At 41.7% G+C, this 16015-nt stretch carries 12 protein-coding genes; 4 read left to right on the forward strand and 8 right to left on the reverse strand.

Annotated elements, in window-relative coordinates; genetic code table 11:
* Positions 1-29: 29 nt before the first annotated feature.
* The 3 genes from Aso01_RS12820 to efp all read right to left on the reverse strand — a co-directional run bounded on the left by Aso01_RS12820 (position 30) and on the right by efp (position 3166).
* Positions 30-332 carry a YbdD/YjiX family protein gene (locus Aso01_RS12820; protein ID WP_004938361.1) on the reverse strand — a complete coding sequence of 101 codons (303 nt, stop codon included), beginning with the start codon at positions 330-332 and terminating at the stop codon, positions 30-32.
* A 2-nt stretch (positions 333-334) separates the two neighbouring features.
* Positions 335-2434 (reverse strand): carbon starvation CstA family protein, encoded by a 2100-nt coding sequence (locus Aso01_RS12825; RefSeq protein WP_004938363.1) that lies wholly within the window; start codon positions 2432-2434, stop codon positions 335-337.
* Positions 2435-2596: 162 nt separating this feature from the next.
* Entirely contained in the window at positions 2597-3166 is a 570-nt protein-coding gene (efp, locus tag Aso01_RS12830; RefSeq protein ID WP_004938364.1) for an elongation factor P, read from the reverse strand.
* 70 nt (positions 3167-3236) lie between these two features.
* Here efp and epmB point away from each other — a divergent pair, with 70 nt between their 5' ends.
* From epmB to Aso01_RS12845, 3 genes are read left to right on the forward strand one after another with little or no spacing between them, the layout of a single operon-like run.
* Positions 3237-4253 carry an EF-P beta-lysylation protein EpmB gene (gene epmB / locus Aso01_RS12835; RefSeq protein ID WP_004938366.1) on the forward strand — a complete coding sequence of 339 codons (1017 nt, stop codon included), beginning with the start codon at positions 3237-3239 and terminating at the stop codon, positions 4251-4253.
* A 21-nt stretch (positions 4254-4274) separates the two neighbouring features.
* Positions 4275-5978: a cyclic-di-GMP receptor FimW-related protein gene (locus tag Aso01_RS12840; protein WP_004938368.1), complete on the forward strand. Its 1704-nt coding sequence runs from the start codon at positions 4275-4277 to the stop codon at positions 5976-5978.
* Between the two features lie 24 nt (positions 5979-6002).
* Positions 6003-8135, forward strand: coding sequence for an EAL domain-containing protein (locus Aso01_RS12845; RefSeq protein WP_004938369.1), 2133 nt, complete (start codon positions 6003-6005; stop codon positions 8133-8135).
* A gap of 56 nt (positions 8136-8191) precedes the next feature.
* Here Aso01_RS12845 and rpmE read toward each other — a convergent pair whose 3' ends face one another.
* The 4 genes from rpmE to Aso01_RS12865 form a co-directional block, all read right to left on the reverse strand.
* Positions 8192-8416: a 50S ribosomal protein L31 gene (gene rpmE / locus Aso01_RS12850; RefSeq protein ID WP_004938371.1), complete on the reverse strand. Its 225-nt coding sequence runs from the start codon at positions 8414-8416 to the stop codon at positions 8192-8194.
* Positions 8417-8619: 203 nt separating this feature from the next.
* On the reverse strand, positions 8620-9612 hold the full coding sequence (locus tag Aso01_RS12855; protein ID WP_004938374.1) for a bile acid:sodium symporter family protein: 993 nt from the start codon (positions 9610-9612) through the stop codon (positions 8620-8622).
* 142 nt (positions 9613-9754) lie between these two features.
* Positions 9755-10156, reverse strand: a complete 402-nt coding sequence (gloA, locus tag Aso01_RS12860; RefSeq protein ID WP_004938378.1) for a lactoylglutathione lyase — start codon at positions 10154-10156, stop codon at positions 9755-9757.
* A gap of 2 nt (positions 10157-10158) precedes the next feature.
* A complete protein-coding gene (locus Aso01_RS12865) occupies positions 10159-12357 on the reverse strand; it encodes an AmpG family muropeptide MFS transporter (RefSeq protein WP_004938380.1) in 2199 nt (732 codons plus the stop codon).
* A 156-nt stretch (positions 12358-12513) separates the two neighbouring features.
* Between Aso01_RS12865 and Aso01_RS12870 the strand changes: the two genes are divergently transcribed.
* Positions 12514-15162, forward strand: coding sequence for a Lon protease family protein (locus Aso01_RS12870; protein ID WP_004938381.1), 2649 nt, complete (start codon positions 12514-12516; stop codon positions 15160-15162).
* A 71-nt stretch (positions 15163-15233) separates the two neighbouring features.
* On the opposite strand, the gene yaaA is transcribed toward Aso01_RS12870, so the two are convergent.
* The gene (yaaA, locus tag Aso01_RS12875) at positions 15234-16013 is read right to left on the reverse strand and encodes a peroxide stress protein YaaA (protein ID WP_004938384.1); all 780 of its coding nucleotides are present in this window, start codon (positions 16011-16013) and stop codon (positions 15234-15236) included.
* Positions 16014-16015 lie beyond the last annotated feature (2 nt).

The raw sequence follows: 16015 nt of genomic DNA on the forward strand, positions 1-16015 counted from the left end.
TTATTTTTTCTAAAGCAATTACATAACGATTAGCACGGACATTTCTTCAAATTTCCACCTTTCGATGGATAGCGAGAGTCGACACAATAGCGATGAAAAGTTTTTTCATCCATCGGGGTCAAATCCGCGTGGTGCTTCTTCATATGATCCAAATAAGTCTGATAATCAGGCACCCCTACCATCAAGCGAAAACTTTGCTGTAAGCGCTTAAATAAATTTGCAATTCTCGACCAATTTTTAGGTGAGAGAAGCAGATCTTTTTGCGACATAATGGTCATTTTGATGATTTTCACAATCATCGCCTTACCATTTTTTCCAATTCTTAGTTCCATCGCTATTTTCCTTGTGTGACGGTAGACGCATCTGCATCCTCATACACAGCAGGTGCTTCATTGACCGTAGGGACTTTGCTTGCAAGCGCACGACGAATCACGCCAATCGACGCAATCACCATGACGATTGCAACCACCATAAAGAAACCACATAGCACTGCATTGATTTGGTTTGAAATCACTACAGCTTGCATTTCTGCCATTGTTTTTGCTGGTTTTAATAGCTCACCACGAGCAATTGCATCTGAAAAACGGTTGGCCTGTGCCAAAAAGCCAATTTTTGGATTTTCGTGGAAAATCTTTTGCCAGCCAGCCGTCATACAGGTAATAAGTAAGAAAATTGTTGGAACAATCGTGACCCAAACATACTTTTCTTTTTTCATCTTAAACAAGATGACTGTACCTAAAATCAGTGCCATTGCAGCAAGCATTTGGTTACCTACACCAAACAGCGGCCACAACGAGTTAATCCCACCAAGCGGATCAACTACGCCTTGATAAACGAAGAAGCCCCATCCACCCACAGCAACAGCAGTACCGATAATATTCCCCACGAAGGAGCCTGATTTTTTGATTGCGGGAATCACAATACCAACAGTGTCCTGAACCATAAAACGGCATGCACGGGTACCGGCATCAACTGCGGTTAAAATAAATAAAGCTTCAAACAAGATCGCAAAGTGATACCAGAAGGCCATCATCGAGCGATTGTTGAAAATTTCAGAGATGATGTGCGCCATACCAATGGCAAAGGTTGGTGCTCCACCCGTACGCGATAAAATGGTCGACTCACCTACTTCTTGAGCCAGCAAGGTTAATGCTTCTGGGGTAACCACAAAACCAAGGTTACGCACCGCTTCTGCTGCGGTTTCGACCGTGGTCCCTAAAACGGCTGCCGGTGCATTAATGGCAAAGTACACTCCCGGATCCAGTACTGTTGCACAGATCATGGCCATGATGGCCACAAATGATTCCATTAACATACCGCCATAACCAATCATACGAATATTGACTTCGTTGTCGACCAGTTTTGGTGTCGTGCCACTTGAAACCAAGGCGTGGAAACCTGAAATCGCACCACAGGCAATGGTAATAAACAAAAACGGGAACAAACTACCAGAAAATACTGGACCCGTCCCATCAATAAAATGTGTGACCGCTGGCATTTTGAGCTCAGGTAATGCCACCATAATGCCGATTGCCAAACCAGCAATCACACCAATTTTTAAGAAAGTCGATAAATAATCACGTGGCGCAAGCAGTAACCAAACCGGTAATACCGAAGCAATAAAGCCATAAACTATTAGGCACCAAGTGAGTTGTGTACCTGTCAGGGTGAAAAATGGCCCCCAATATGGATCGGCTGCAATATGTCCACCATACACAATGGCCAGCATCATCAGTACAAAGCCAATGATCGAGACTTCGGCAATTTTACCCGGACGTAAATAGCGCATATACACACCCATAAAGAGTGCGATTGGAATGGTTGCGGCAATACTAAACACGCCCCATGGACTGTGTGCCAATGCTTTGACCACCACCAGTGCCAGAACCGCTAGAATGATAATCATGACGCCCAGTGCACCCAGCATCACAACCACACCCGCAAAAGAACCGAGCTCTTGTTTGGCCATTTCACCCAGCGAGCGTCCGTCTCGGCGCGTCGAGATAAACAAGACCATAAAGTCTTGTACTGCACCAGCCACCACAACACCGACCAAAAGCCAGATAGTGCCTGGCAAATAACCCATCTGCGCAGCAAGAATAGGACCAACCAAAGGCCCTGCACCTGCAATTGCAGCAAAGTGATGCCCAAACAATACATATTTATTGGTTGGGACATAATCTAAGCCATCGGTTAAACGATGTGCAGGGGTTAACCGTCGAGAATTTAATTCAAATACTTTGGTAGCGATGAATAAACTGTAAAAACGATACGCAATGCTGTAAACACAGATGGCCGCGAGCACGAGCCAAACGGCGTTGACATGCTCACCTCGACTGATGGCAAGGATCCCAAATGAAACTGCGCCAATAATGGCAACCAAACTCCAACCAAGTTTTGCGCTGAGGGTAGATTTCCTTTGTATATTATCCATTTATAACCTCATTGTTTGAAACACGAAATGCCCTTTAAAACGTATTTTTGTGAAACTTAAGCTCGTGACTTTACTCCTTATTTTGTTATTTTAATGTACTACTTTGGCATAAAAAAAGGGTGATAATCTATCACCCTTTCATCATAATCTATTCAATCAAGATTATGCACGCTCTAAATATTCACCTGTACGGGTGTCTACACGAACGCTTTCTTCTTGCTGAACAAATAAAGGTACGCGTACTACAGCACCTGTTTCAAGTTTCGCAGGCTTACCGCCACCGCCAGAGGTATCGCCACGAACACCCGGATCGGTTTCAACAATTTTTAATACCACAAAGTTTGGCGCACTAACGTTTAATGGAACACCATTAAACAGCATGATGGTGCACTTCTCGTTCGAGTCGTCTTTTAACCATTTCGCTGCATCGCCCATTGCAGTTTTGTCTGCTGCAATTTGTTCAAACGTAACAGGGTCCATGAAATTCCATAGCTCGCCGTCGTTGTAAAGATAGTCCATCTCAACTTCAACAATATCAGCAGCTTCTAATGAATCACCAGACTTGAATGTTTTTTCTAAAACTTTACCTGTTTTAAGGTTACGAAGTTTTACACGGTTGAACGCTTGACCTTTACCAGGTTTTACATATTCATTTTCCATGATTGAACATGGGTTACCGTCAAGCATGACTTTAAGGCCTTGCTTGAATTCATTTGTAGAATAACTGGCCATGACTGGCACACTCCAAACTTACTAACTTAAATGTATTAATGCTAGACTAGCATTATTTTTTCCGTGTCGCATGATAAACTATTTATATCAAGAGCAAAACTGGCAATCGCAACTCAGTGATCTAATCACCGATCCTTTTGAGTTACTTGATCAGTTAGAGATCTGTTCAGATGCATTATTGTCTGGGGCAATTTTAGCATCCAAAAGCTTCAAATTACGGGTTCCTCGTGCTTTTGTAGGTAAAATGCGTAAAGGTGATCCACTCGATCCTTTGCTGCTGCAAGTATTGCCGCATCATCTTGAACTTGAAGAACATCCTGAATTTGTGACTGATCCACTGGGTGAAGAAGCAGCCAACCAGCTCCCCGGCGTTTTACATAAATATCAATCTCGTTTTTTACTCACCCTGACCGGTGCCTGTGCTGTTCACTGCCGTTATTGCTTTCGTCGGCATTTCCCTTATCAGGAAAACTTACCTAAACAGGATGACTGGCCTCAAATTAAAACCTATATCGAGCAAAACCCATACATCAATGAAGTAATTTTAAGTGGTGGAGATCCGCTCACTCTCAGTAACCGTAAACTTAAACTCTGGATCGAACGCCTAGAATCACTTCAGCAAGTGAAAATTTTACGTATTCACTCGCGTGTTCCAGTGGTGATCCCGCAGCGTCTTGATACTGAACTGCTTGAAATTTTAAAAAGTACGCGCTTACGCATTATTATGGTCATTCATGCCAACCATGCCGCCGAACTTAATGATCAAACCTGTGCATATTTAGAGAAATTAAGCCAACATGGGATTACCGCCTTGAATCAGGCAGTATTGCTTAAAGGCGTAAATGATGATGCACAAACTTTGATTGAACTCAGTCAGCGCTTGTTCGATGCACGCGTGATGCCGTATTATCTGCATGTACTTGATAAAGTAAAAGGTGCTCAGCATTTTGATCTGAGCGGATCGAAAATCGATGAGATTTATCATGACATTTTGGCGGGCCTACCGGGTTATCTTGTTCCAAAACTGGTTCGAGAGATTGCTGGCGAAAAAAACAAAACACCGTTATTTGGCAAGCTGACTTTTTAATTAACACATATTACAGCCAATATGAATAAAGTTTTTACCGACATTCTTCAACGCCCCATCATTTTCAATCGAAATGAACTGAGCTTTGCTGCCGCAGAGCCAGACGCCGTGGCATGTTGGGTTAGTTCGCTTTCACTTTTACCGCTCGGTGATGCTGCCAAAGCATTATTTGAAGCACTGATTGAAATCAACGAACTTGAATGTTCAGAGACGCTTCGATTTGATTTTTTACAGATTTTATCACCGCAATTCAATCATGTACTGCAACATCTAGAAAGCCACTTTTTTAATCAAGGTCTGATTCATAGCGATCGAAACGATCATATTATTGAACTTGCTTTTCGCTTAAGAACCTGTCTGGCGAATGGTTATATCATTATCGCCAAGCAAAGTTCAGCACAATTGGCACAGCAAAAGTTTTCACTTTTTGCACTGAATAAAAAGAAAAATCTCAAGGCAGCCAAAACATTATCGATTTACTATGCCATGCATGAGTTAACTCAACTGGTGTATCAGCAGCAAATGATGTACAGCAAACCTGCTACAGGCCAATGGTTATGCATTCACTGGTTATTTGATCTGGCACAAAAAGGCAAAGTAGAGCTCGAAAACATCAACCAGCTGCAAGGTCTTAATCGACCTCTTAAAAATATTTTACGATCCTATCATCAAGTCATTTTGCTGCATATTCTCAATACCAATCAGATTCGTCAGTCTGAAATTCAGTCTTTATACGAATGTAGTTTTGAATGGGCAAAGCTGATTCAACTCGAATATAAAGAATCTCAAAGCTCGAAGTATGTTATTGATAAAACCAAAGATCTGCCGCCAGCCTATAATCGAAAGCAATATCCGGCAATTTTTCCTAATTTATTTATTTCAACACAACCTTTGCTCGAACATATCACTGCAACACTACACAAGAGTGATGATTATCTCTCTACAATAGAAAAACAGTTTTTAACGCCTGCGCTTAAGTTTCATGTACAAAATATTTTAGGAAGTATTGGCGAGCGTCGTCATGAGCGTTTTGAATCATCAGGCCAATTACATATTTGCTTTGGTCTTCATACTGCTCATTTTTACTTGTCAAAAAGCAAAAACTTTATCGACACCCTTGAGCACGACATCGTACTAAACGAAACTACAGATCACTTCTCCATTGAAAATATTGATAAAACACTGTTTTCACTACCATCACGCTTATCACGTGAGGCAAAAAAAATCTATATGACTGATATCCTCGATATGAGTGTAAGTGGTTACCGTATCAAATGGCCTGAGGAAATCCCTGCTCATTTAAAAACTGGCGAGTTGATTCTGGTTAAAGAGAACATCCATGGCAAATGGCGTGGTGGTGTGATTCGATGGATCAAACAAGCCTCAGAAAAAAATCTTGAAATGGGGCTCGAAATTTTAACCAAAGACATTTTGCCCTGTGCGGTGCGTCTAGAAAATCAAGATCAATCACATTATATGCCCGCTCTACTGGTTCAAAGTCAACATTTAGATCATGCAAAACTCACCTTAATCATTGCCAACTATTCTATTTTTCAGCAACAAAATACCCTAAAACTTCAAATAGGCACCGAGGAATTTGTACTTTATTTACTCAAAGCTCAATTAATTACGCAAAGTTTTATTCAGTTTGAGTTTGATTTACCCGATGAAGCACAAAAAAATACGCTAAAAAACGTTATGATACGTCACAGCAGAGTGAACTAACGATACGTTAAGGACAAAATTGAAGTGAGAAACGCGTTGCTTAATAAAAATTCAAAACACTCCGACCTCCGCATTCTCTTCATAGACGATAATCAGCTTCGCTATAATCAATTTATTGATCTTTTGGCGGCCAAGGATTACAGCGCTCAAGCGATTTTGCTCGATGATCTGATCAGTTTTGAAAAATATCTTAAGCAGCGCTGGGATCTGGTCATTTTTGCAAATGCTTATGATCTTGATCTGGCGCAGACGATTGCAATAGTGCAGCAACAGGCAGAGCCGAGCTTACCAATTCTATTTCTCACTACCGGCACCCTTACTGCTATCGAGCAAACGCACTTGATACAACAAGGCCTGTATGATTTGATCGATCTTTCTCAGCCTGAGCAGTTTTATGTGGTGCTGTCACGTGCTTTAAATTACAGTGCCTTGCTTCAAAACGAACATCGTTTAAGCAATGAGTTAAATGCAGCTCACCTTCGAACTCAGTCATTGGTCCGTCAAAGTCGTAAAGCCGTCGCATTGATTGAAGAAGGCATTCATATTCAAGCCAATGCCGAATATTTGGCACTCTTTAAGATCGCACACCAAGATCATGTAATTGGCTTGCCTTTACTGGATATACTGCAACCTGAAAATGTAGCTGCATTTAAACAGTTTTTTAAACGGATTAGCGTGCAACATCCCGAACGAAACCGCATCGTTCTTCAATCTCAGCATCCCGAACTGATTAATAACGACCCTTTACGTTTGAATTTTTTGCCACATGGCGATGATACCGTTCAACTGAGCATCGATTGTGAGCAGTTCGATACACCATTATTTGATTTTGAATTTGAATCACTTGAGTCACAAAAAATTGATGATGTTGATCTGCCAGATCTTGTGCAAAACAGTCCATTTGATACCGTTGAATGGCTCAATCAACAGCTTAAACGCGCGCCAGCCAAACTGAACAGTATTGTCATTTTTGCACCACTCTATCACTTTGAAGCGATTTATTCACATGAATGGCGTGCAATACCAGCTTACTTTAATGAGATCGAAACAATCATTGAACGTTTTTTAGAAGCCGTTGCATTTCAAAAACTCGATCACGGCGCATATCTCGCCATTTTTCAGGCGGTTTCAATTGAAGCCTTACGCACAGAACTCATGCAGCTAGAAACTAAAATTAGCAAGACGTTCCCTTATGTTAGCCAAAGTTTGAATCTAGAAACTTCACTTAAAACAGGATACTGCCTTATACCAAGCCAAGTTGAACATACAGAGAGTCTTGAAAACTATATCAACAAAGCCTTGCATCAGGCATTACCTCACAAGGAAACCACTCAAGCTTCTCCAAAAAGCACACCACACGTTCAACTACAACGGCATGTTGTCACAGCACCTGCTGAATTGAATACAAGTTTTGCACAGCAGATCAAAAATCAACTCGAACAAAATACACTCGAGCTTCGCTATCAACAGCTCTACGACAAACAAGACCAGACATTATATATTTATGAAGTCAGCTATGGTCATTTAAACAATAATCAATGGGATAGCCTGCTCGATCATGTAGATCTTCAAGATGCACCTGAATTGATGCTCCAGCTGGATCGTTATGTACTTGAACAGTCAGTCAAGCAACTCAAACAATTTATTCAGCAGTATCCATCTGCCAAACTGATCATTAATTTAAGTGAATTTTTCTTGGCTTTACCGCAACTTTCTACACTCATGCAACAGCTACTCTCTATATTAGGAAGTAAAGAACAGCATCCAATTGTGATTCAACTGCCTTTTTCAGCACTAAATAAAATTACGCCTCAAGCACAGCAGCAACTTTCAATACTGCACCAGTGCGGTGTATTCATTTCGATTCGTAATTATATGCCAGATCCGCAACTCAGTTCGATTTTGCAAAAGAGTAATGTGCGTTATTTGCGTCTCAATGCGAAGTTTAATCAGGACTTATCAGTTGAACAATCAGCACTGGATTTACAGGCTCAAATCGAACATGCCCAGCTTCCTGCGGCCATTGAACTCATTATGCCCGAGCTTAATGATGTCAATGTATTTGCAAATGCGTGGAATATTTGCGCGCGTTATCTGCAAGGCAACTACTTTCAAGTTAAACTTGATCGTCTGGTCGATGTTCAAGATCAACACTGAGCCGTATAACAGACATAAAAAAACGGGCATAAGGCCCGTTTTTTTGTTTTTCAGTATTAACGTTTGATAGAACGTGACATACCAGAGAAACGTTGTTTGAACTTGTCGATACGACCGCCTGTATCTACGTTCTTTTGCTTACCAGTGTAAAATGGGTGGCAAGCTGAACATACGTCAAGGTAAAGAGTGTCTTTAGCAAGTGCAGAACGAGTTTCAATAACGTTACCGCATGAACAAGTAGCAACTAATTTTTCGTATTTTGGGTGAATATCGGCGCGCATGGTCGATGACTCCTAATTGAAGAAAGGCTTAAGCTGTCATCGCAATCAACCACTCTCAATATAAAAACTGAGGAAAAAGGCTAAATCATTAGCAGGTTAACACGACAACAGACCATTCTTTTGGCCCACCGAGGCTTATAAGCCAGAGCTAAGCACAACAAGTGGGTAAGATTATACGCCTTTTAAAGCAAAATTGCGAATCTTTATTCTGATCTTACCAGCGTTTCTTCATCAGATTGCTGCTTGGCCAAATAATTCGCGATAATTCCACAGGTCATGAGCTGAATTTGATGGAAAATCATAATCGGCAATACAATCATACCTAGCGGCTGACCAATGAATAAGATCTGCGCCATAGGTACACCACTGGCCAAAGTTTTTTTGGAGCCACAGAAAAAAATAGAAATTTGGTCTTCGCGGTTAAAGCCAAGCAATCGAGAAATATAAAATGCACTCAGCATAATGATGGTGAGTAGCACTGAGCATGAAATAATCAATGCGATCAGTGTTCCAATCCCAACCTGATGCCACAAACCGGCAATCACTGCACTACTAAATGCACTGTAAACCACCATTAAAATAGTGCCCTGATCAAATGCTTTTACAATACTTGGCACTTTTGCCATGAGTGGGAAAACATAAGGTCGAAGAAGCTGCCCTAAAATAAATGGCACCAACAACAAAAGTGCAATTTGAATAATTGAAGATGTTGGATCGTAATCATGCTTTGAATGACCAAAAATAAATAGACTGACCATTACAGGTGTAATGAACATTCCGATTAGATTTGAAAACGATGCACTGCATACTGCTGCTGCAACATTGCCTTTAGCTACTGAAGTGAAGGCAATTGATGATTGGACGGTAGAGGGCAAAAAGCACATAAACAAGAAGCCCCAATATAGCTCTTGTCCTAAAATATGTACCAAAACAGGCTTGGCCAATAAGCCGAGTGCAGGAAAAAATACAAAGGTAAAAATAAACACTAAACCATGTAGCCGCCAATGCATGATGCCTTGAACAATCGCTTCACGAGATAGTTTGGCGCCATGTAAAAAGAATAAAATGGCAATCGCAATATTGGTTACGACGCTAAATATATCTGCAGCATGCCCGTAAATTGGTACAAAAGAGGCCAACAATACCATCGTAAAGAGTAATAAAGTGAAGCGATCTAAAGCCAACAGCTTAAGCATGGAACAATATCCTTATGTATATGTAAGAAGACCAGTAACACTGTGTTTACTAAAAGGTAAACGCTATGTTACTGGTCTGACAGCATAAATCCAGTTTTTTGAAGAAATGCGCGTTATTTAGTTAAACTATTTCACTCAAGCGTTAATTATTACGCGCATTATTATCTTGCTGGATCAATTCGATTTTATAACCATCTGGATCTTCAACAAATGCAATTACGGTTACGCCGCCCTTCATTGGACCTGCTTCACGTACCACCTTGCCACCACGTTGCTTGATTTCTTCACATGCCTTATAGGCATCTTCAACACCAATGGCGATGTGACCATACGCATTTCCTAACTCATAGCTAGAGGTATCCCAGTTATGTGTCAGCTCTAAAACAGTATGATCATCTTCACTGCCATAGCCAACAAATGCCAAAGTGAAACGGCCTTCTTCGTAATCACGTTTGCGCAGTAAGGTCATGCCTAAAACTTCGGTATAAAACTGGAGAGAGTTCTCTAAATTGCCTACTCGCAACATTGTATGAAGCATTCGCATTGTTAATCACCTGTGCCTTTCGTTTGAATTTGCTTGAGTTCATGCGCCTTGAGCAACTTGGCAACCCAAACCACCAAAACAAGAATTGGAATTCCAATTAAGGTCGTCATTAAGAAAAATTGAGGATAGCCAATGTGCGTTACGATGGTGCCTGAGTACCCACCCAGAAGTTTTGGTGTGAGCGTCATCAGTGAACTAAAGATAGCATATTGTACCGCTGTAAAGGACACACTCGTCAAGCTAGATAAAAATGCAATAAATGCTGCACCGGCTAAACCAGAAGCCAAATTATCGACCACAATGGCAAAATATAACCAGAGCGAGCTATATGGCTTGATGACTTTCCCTTTAAGCTCAATATTGCTTTGATCATTCGGATTGATCAATGCAACTGGTTCAACACTGATATCGAGTTCATTTTTAGCCCCTACTCCCTGTGCAACATGATAAGCCAGCGAAGTATTCACTAATATACGCGATCCATCTGTCACTGTGGCCTGGAGCTGTTTCGTGCTGGAGCCAGTTAACATTTTAGTCTCAACAACAGCACTAAAAGCACCTGTTTTATCAAGCTTGGCTGGATATGGCTTGCCATCAAGCTGTAGCACAATTTTTTGTGCGTCTGTTAGTGCTGGCCCAAAATACTGCCCTTTAACCACAATACTGTTTTGTGACTCGTTTAGTGAGATGATATTTCGTCCCATGACAGGCAATAACATCAAATGCGCCTGATTGATATTACCCACAATATAGGGTTGAACCACCGCAACTTTACTTTGTTGTGCGGCATCGGCATAAGCGGTAGATACCTGAAACTGGGTTGTATTTTTTAGTACTTCGGTTGGCACCTTAACCGTCCAGTATCCTACTTCATCGGTATCCGCCAAATATTGCTGACCACCAACATTTACCTGAACCTGCCCAAGCGGGTGCCCCGACTTAACCAAGCCAATAAAAATCAAGTTGGTTGAGCTTGCTAATACTGCACCTACAAACATCAATTTCATGATGTTCATACGTTGTGCCAGTAAGCCTCCCAAGAAACCACCCACCAAACTAAAAATAACACCATAAATTTTAACTGCTTCTGCAATCTGTTCTTTGGTGAAATTAAGATCTTGATAAAAAACGTTGGAAATTACACCCGCGATGATATCGGAAATACGATAAAAACCAATCAGTAACAGAAGGACCAATGCCAGCTTGGTGCCATAACGCTGAAAAAAATCGAGGACTGGATTAATCCATGTCTCTTTGGCCATCTGCTTGTTGACGACACCTACACGAACCAGAAGTGTGCCTACAGCCAGTGCTACGGCAGCCGCAGTAATAAAGCGTAGCGCCTCAATTAAAAATAATAAAATATTGTCTTGAATCGATAGCCAACTCACTAATTGTTCAGCCAAATGACCAGTAAACAAATAGCTAAAAACAAAGCAAATTACAGCAACAAAAAAGACCAGCACCAAACGAAAATAATCGCGGCGCTGATAGCTTTTATAGACACGATCAACCTTTGGTTCTCGAATGATTAAGGTGGTTAGAATCCCCACCAGCATCACTGCTGCCATAGTTAAATACGTATATTTCCAAGCTTCATATATGTAGTTCCCTTTGGCAGTTCCCAAATAGGCAGCTAAAAACAAAGCACCCGCACCCGCCACAATCATTCCGATTCGATAACCTGCGTTATAGGTTGCAGCAAGAACCGTTTGCATCTGGGTTTCAGCCAATTCAATACGGTAAGCATCAATTACGATATCTTGCGTAGCAGCTGAAAAACCAAGCAACACTGCACCAACCGCCATTTGGATGAGATAACTCTGGCCGAGCGCCGGATCTGAAAAAGCCATAATCGAAATAGCAACAATGATCAGAATTTGCGCAATTAATAGCCATGCGCGGCGTCGACCGAGTGTTTTGGTCAAGACGGGTACTGGAAGTTCATCGATTAGTGGCGCCCACACAAACTTAAATGAATATCCCAAAGCCGCCCAACTAAAAAAAGTGACCGCGCTCTTATCAATTCCAGCCTCGCCTAACCATAACGATAAGCTTGAAAAAATCAGCAGAATGGGAATCCCCGCCGAAAATCCGAGAAACAGCATAATCAGAGCACGGCGGTCAAGAAATGCAGCAAACGCAGCTTTCCATCCTGTAGTTTGTGTAGTCATTCGCTTATTATTTTCCGAAATTTTCATCTAAGCGCCTATTCAATCGCTTTATTGGCACGGTTTCAATATTGTTTATGCAAAGCGCCCTACTTTTGACGATTAAATCAGCATCAACGCTTGATCTTTTAGACTAAACCTGTATACCTTTAAATCTCAACTCTGTTTATTTTTTGGATTTCACCTGTGACCCAAAGACTCGATCAAATGGCTTCAACTCTTTCTTCAACCACAACAACAGCGAATACCTCAAAAACCAATAACGTTCCGTCTGCATTCGAGCAAAATGAGATTCAGAGTACTTTAGAGAAAACGGCACTTAAAGCAGCACAGCTTACTCATATTCCAAAGCTCGAAGATATTCCGTCTTCGACTCGACGCATCAAGCCGCTCAATAACTTTCTAGGGCAAGATCGCGCCAGAGCATCAGTCGAGGCAGGCATTTCGCTGCCTTATTCAGGCTACAATATCTTTGCCGTTGGTACGGCGGGTTTGGGCAAACGCACCATGATCAAGCGTTTGCTGCAACAGCACGCAAAAAGTATGCCTACGCCAGATGATTGGGTGTATGTCAATAACTTTAAAAACGCCAGACAACCACTTGCGCTGCGCTTTCCTGCCGGTACGGGCCCAAAATTCCAAAGCGCATTGCATCATGCTTGGCAAACCATTTTAAAACAGCTAGAGCGTCGTTTTACCGCAGAAACCTATCACAACCGAATTGAACAAATTCGTCAGGAAACTGGTAAAGAGCAGCAAGATGCGCTAGTCGAACTCACCAAAGAAGGTGAGGAACTTGATCTAAAACTGATCTCGCGCAATGAAGAGCATTGCTTTGTGCCTGTTCAGTATAAAGACGATCAAGTACATGAAATGACACAAAACGATATCGAGGCATTGTCGAGTAAAGAACGTGCTGAAATTGCCTCCAATATTCGTTATATGGACAAAAAGCTTGAGCGTTTAGGGTTACACCTCGGCTCACTTGAAGATGATGCACGTGATCGTGTGTCGGTGCTGAATCGTGATATCGCCAAACAAGTGGTGATACCGCGTATGGAACAAATCCTGAACAAGCACAAAACAGTTCAAGGCTTGGATGAGTTTTTAAAGCATTACGCCGACGATATTATTCAAAATGTCGAAATGATTTTAGAACAGGAGGAAGATGATTTCTCGCCTGCGTTATTTAATCGCGTTCCATCTCGTTATCAAGCCAATACCATTGTGACCAACAAGCCAAACAGTGGCGCACCGGTTATTTTTGATGATTTCCCAACACATTATAATCTGCTTGGTCACGTTGAGCAGCTCACACAAAATGGCACCATCACCACAGACTTTACCTTGATCCGTCCGGGATGTCTGCATCAGGCGAATGGCGGCTTTTTAATGCTTGAAGCCGAGCAATTACTTGAGCAGCCGTATGCTTGGCAGGGTTTAAAGCGCGCGCTTAAATCTGGACAGCTTAAACTTTCATCACTTGAACATATGCTGACCCTTACAGGCAGTATCTCGATTGAACCTGCCGCCGTACCACTTGATGTAAAAGTAATTTTGATGGCCGAACCTGAAATTTATTATGAAATTTTAGAGGTAGAGCCAGAGCTTGGCAGTGTATTTAAAATACGTGCAGACTTCACCGATACCTTACAGCGTAACGAAGTGAATGAACAAGCGTACATGCAGCTCATTGCAGATTACGTTCAGGCCGACAAACTCTTGCCATTTGATCGCTCTGCGCTGGCAGCCCTACTCACCGATTCAAGCCGTCAAGCCGAAGATCAGAGTTCGCTTTCTTTACATGCCTCAACCTTGGGTGATCTGATCCGTGAGGCGCATCATCATGCCTTCAAAGCGGGTGACAAAATTGTATCGGACAAGCATATCAATCTTGCATTACAACATCGTCAATATCGCTTAGGCTATTTGCGTGAACTGTATTGGCAAGACCTCTCGCGCGGAACACAGCTGATTGAAACACGTGGGCATCGTCTTGGTCAGATCAATGCTTTATCGGTCATTCATTATGCCGATGTCGAATTTGGCTTACCTTCACGCCTGACAGCTTCTGTCTATCAAGGTGGCGGCGATATTCTAGATATTGAACGCAGTGTCGAACTCGGCGGCTCGCTGCATGCCAAAGGCGTGTTACTGATGTCTAGCTTTCTTAAAGCTCATTTTGGTCGCTCTCAGATTTTACACTTCTCTGCGGCCTTGGCATTTGAACAAAGCTATGGTCAGGTCGATGGAGATAGTGCAACTGTTGCAGAGCTTTCAGCACTCATTTCTGCAATTAGTCAGTTGCCAATTGATCAGTCGTGGGCGATTACGGGTTCAATGAATCAGCTCGGTCAGGTACAACCAATTGGCGGCGTTAATGCCAAAATTGAAGGCTTCTATGATGCCTGTAAATTACAAGGTTTGACTGGCAAGCAAGGCGTGATCATTCCACGTCAAAACATGCAGCATTTGATGCTTCGTCAGGATGTGATTGAGGCTGTAAACAACGGGCAGTTCCATGTACATGCGATTGAAACTATAGATCAGGCACTCGAAATTCTGATGGCCCGCCCTGTTGGTGTTTTAGATAAAAAAGGACGCTACAGCAAAGGCTCAATCTATGCAGCCGTCATGGAGCAGTTAGAATACTGGCAAGCCATTGAAGATGGTGATGAGGTCGAGGATGAACCGAAAAAGAAACGTAAAAAAAAGAAAAAAACCAAATCTGAAGATAAAAAAGCGTCTGAAGATGAACATAACACCGCTCAAGTTGAAGAAAGTGTTGCGGTCTTCCCGTTTGCCAAACGTAAAGCGCGTCGTAAAAACACTTAAGTAAGACTTTAGATCAATTAAAAAAGGCGGATCATATGATCCGCCTTTTTTATGATTGAGGCATCATTCAATTAAGTAGTTTGCTCATGACGCTTAAACACCAACTCTTGCGCTGTAGAGTTTTCTTTATCGAAGAAATAGCCTTCCGAATCAAATTCTTGAAGCGCTTTCACCTCATTGATTTGATGTTCAATCATAAATCGTGCCATTAAGCCTCTGGCTTTTTTTGCATAAAAACTGATGACTTTAAATTTGCCATTCTTTTCATCCAAAAACACTGGCTTAATGATTTTGGCCTGAATCTTAGATTCTTTTACCGATTTATAATATTCATCTGAAGCCAGATTCAGCAAAATTTCACTTTCTGCTTCTTTTAAATCTGTATTAATGAGGTCGGTAATTTGACTTCCCCAGAATTCGTAAAGATTGTGTCCGCGCGAATTATGCAGTTTGGTTCCCATTTCAAGGCGATACGGCATCATCAAATCAAGCGGTCGAAGTAGTCCGTATAAACCTGAAAGCATACGTAAGTGCGTTTGGGCAAATGCAATATCTTTTTCTTTAAGATGATACGCATCGAGCCCTGTATAAACATCACCTTTGAAAGCAAAAATCGCCTGTCTGGCATTGGCTAAATTAAACTCAGGAGACCAATCACGAAAGCGTTCTACATTCAAATTGGCTATTTTTTCACTCACACTCATCAAACTGGCGATTTCAGTCGCAGATAAATTACGACAAAAGTCGATAAGCTCTTGTGAATGGTCTAATAGTCTTGGTAATGTATGTTCATCGGTAGGAAGTGTAGATTCGTAATCTAAAGTCTTAGCAGGAGAAATGAGTGCGAGCATAT

Origin of the sequence: Acinetobacter soli (assembly GCF_000760595.1) — a bacterium.
Taxonomy (GTDB): Bacteria; Pseudomonadota; Gammaproteobacteria; order Pseudomonadales; family Moraxellaceae; genus Acinetobacter; species Acinetobacter soli.

Coding starts and splice junctions, on each gene's coding strand:
- rpmE (WP_004938371.1), bottom strand. CDS start 8,416: ATGCGCGCCGATATTCACCCAAAATACGAAAAATTAGTTGCTACTTGT.
- Aso01_RS12840 (WP_004938368.1), top strand. CDS start 4,275: ATGAATAAAGTTTTTACCGACATTCTTCAACGCCCCATCATTTTCAAT.
- epmB (WP_004938366.1), top strand. CDS start 3,237: ATGATAAACTATTTATATCAAGAGCAAAACTGGCAATCGCAACTCAGT.
- Aso01_RS12825 (WP_004938363.1), bottom strand. CDS start 2,434: ATGGATAATATACAAAGGAAATCTACCCTCAGCGCAAAACTTGGTTGG.
- gloA (WP_004938378.1), bottom strand. CDS start 10,156: ATGCGAATGCTTCATACAATGTTGCGAGTAGGCAATTTAGAGAACTCT.
- Aso01_RS12820 (WP_004938361.1), bottom strand. CDS start 332: ATGGAACTAAGAATTGGAAAAAATGGTAAGGCGATGATTGTGAAAATC.
- Aso01_RS12865 (WP_004938380.1), bottom strand. CDS start 12,357: ATGAAAATTTCGGAAAATAATAAGCGAATGACTACACAAACTACAGGA.
- Aso01_RS12855 (WP_004938374.1), bottom strand. CDS start 9,612: ATGCTTAAGCTGTTGGCTTTAGATCGCTTCACTTTATTACTCTTTACG.
- yaaA (WP_004938384.1), bottom strand. CDS start 16,013: ATGCTCGCACTCATTTCTCCTGCTAAGACTTTAGATTACGAATCTACA.
- efp (WP_004938364.1), bottom strand. CDS start 3,166: ATGGCCAGTTATTCTACAAATGAATTCAAGCAAGGCCTTAAAGTCATG.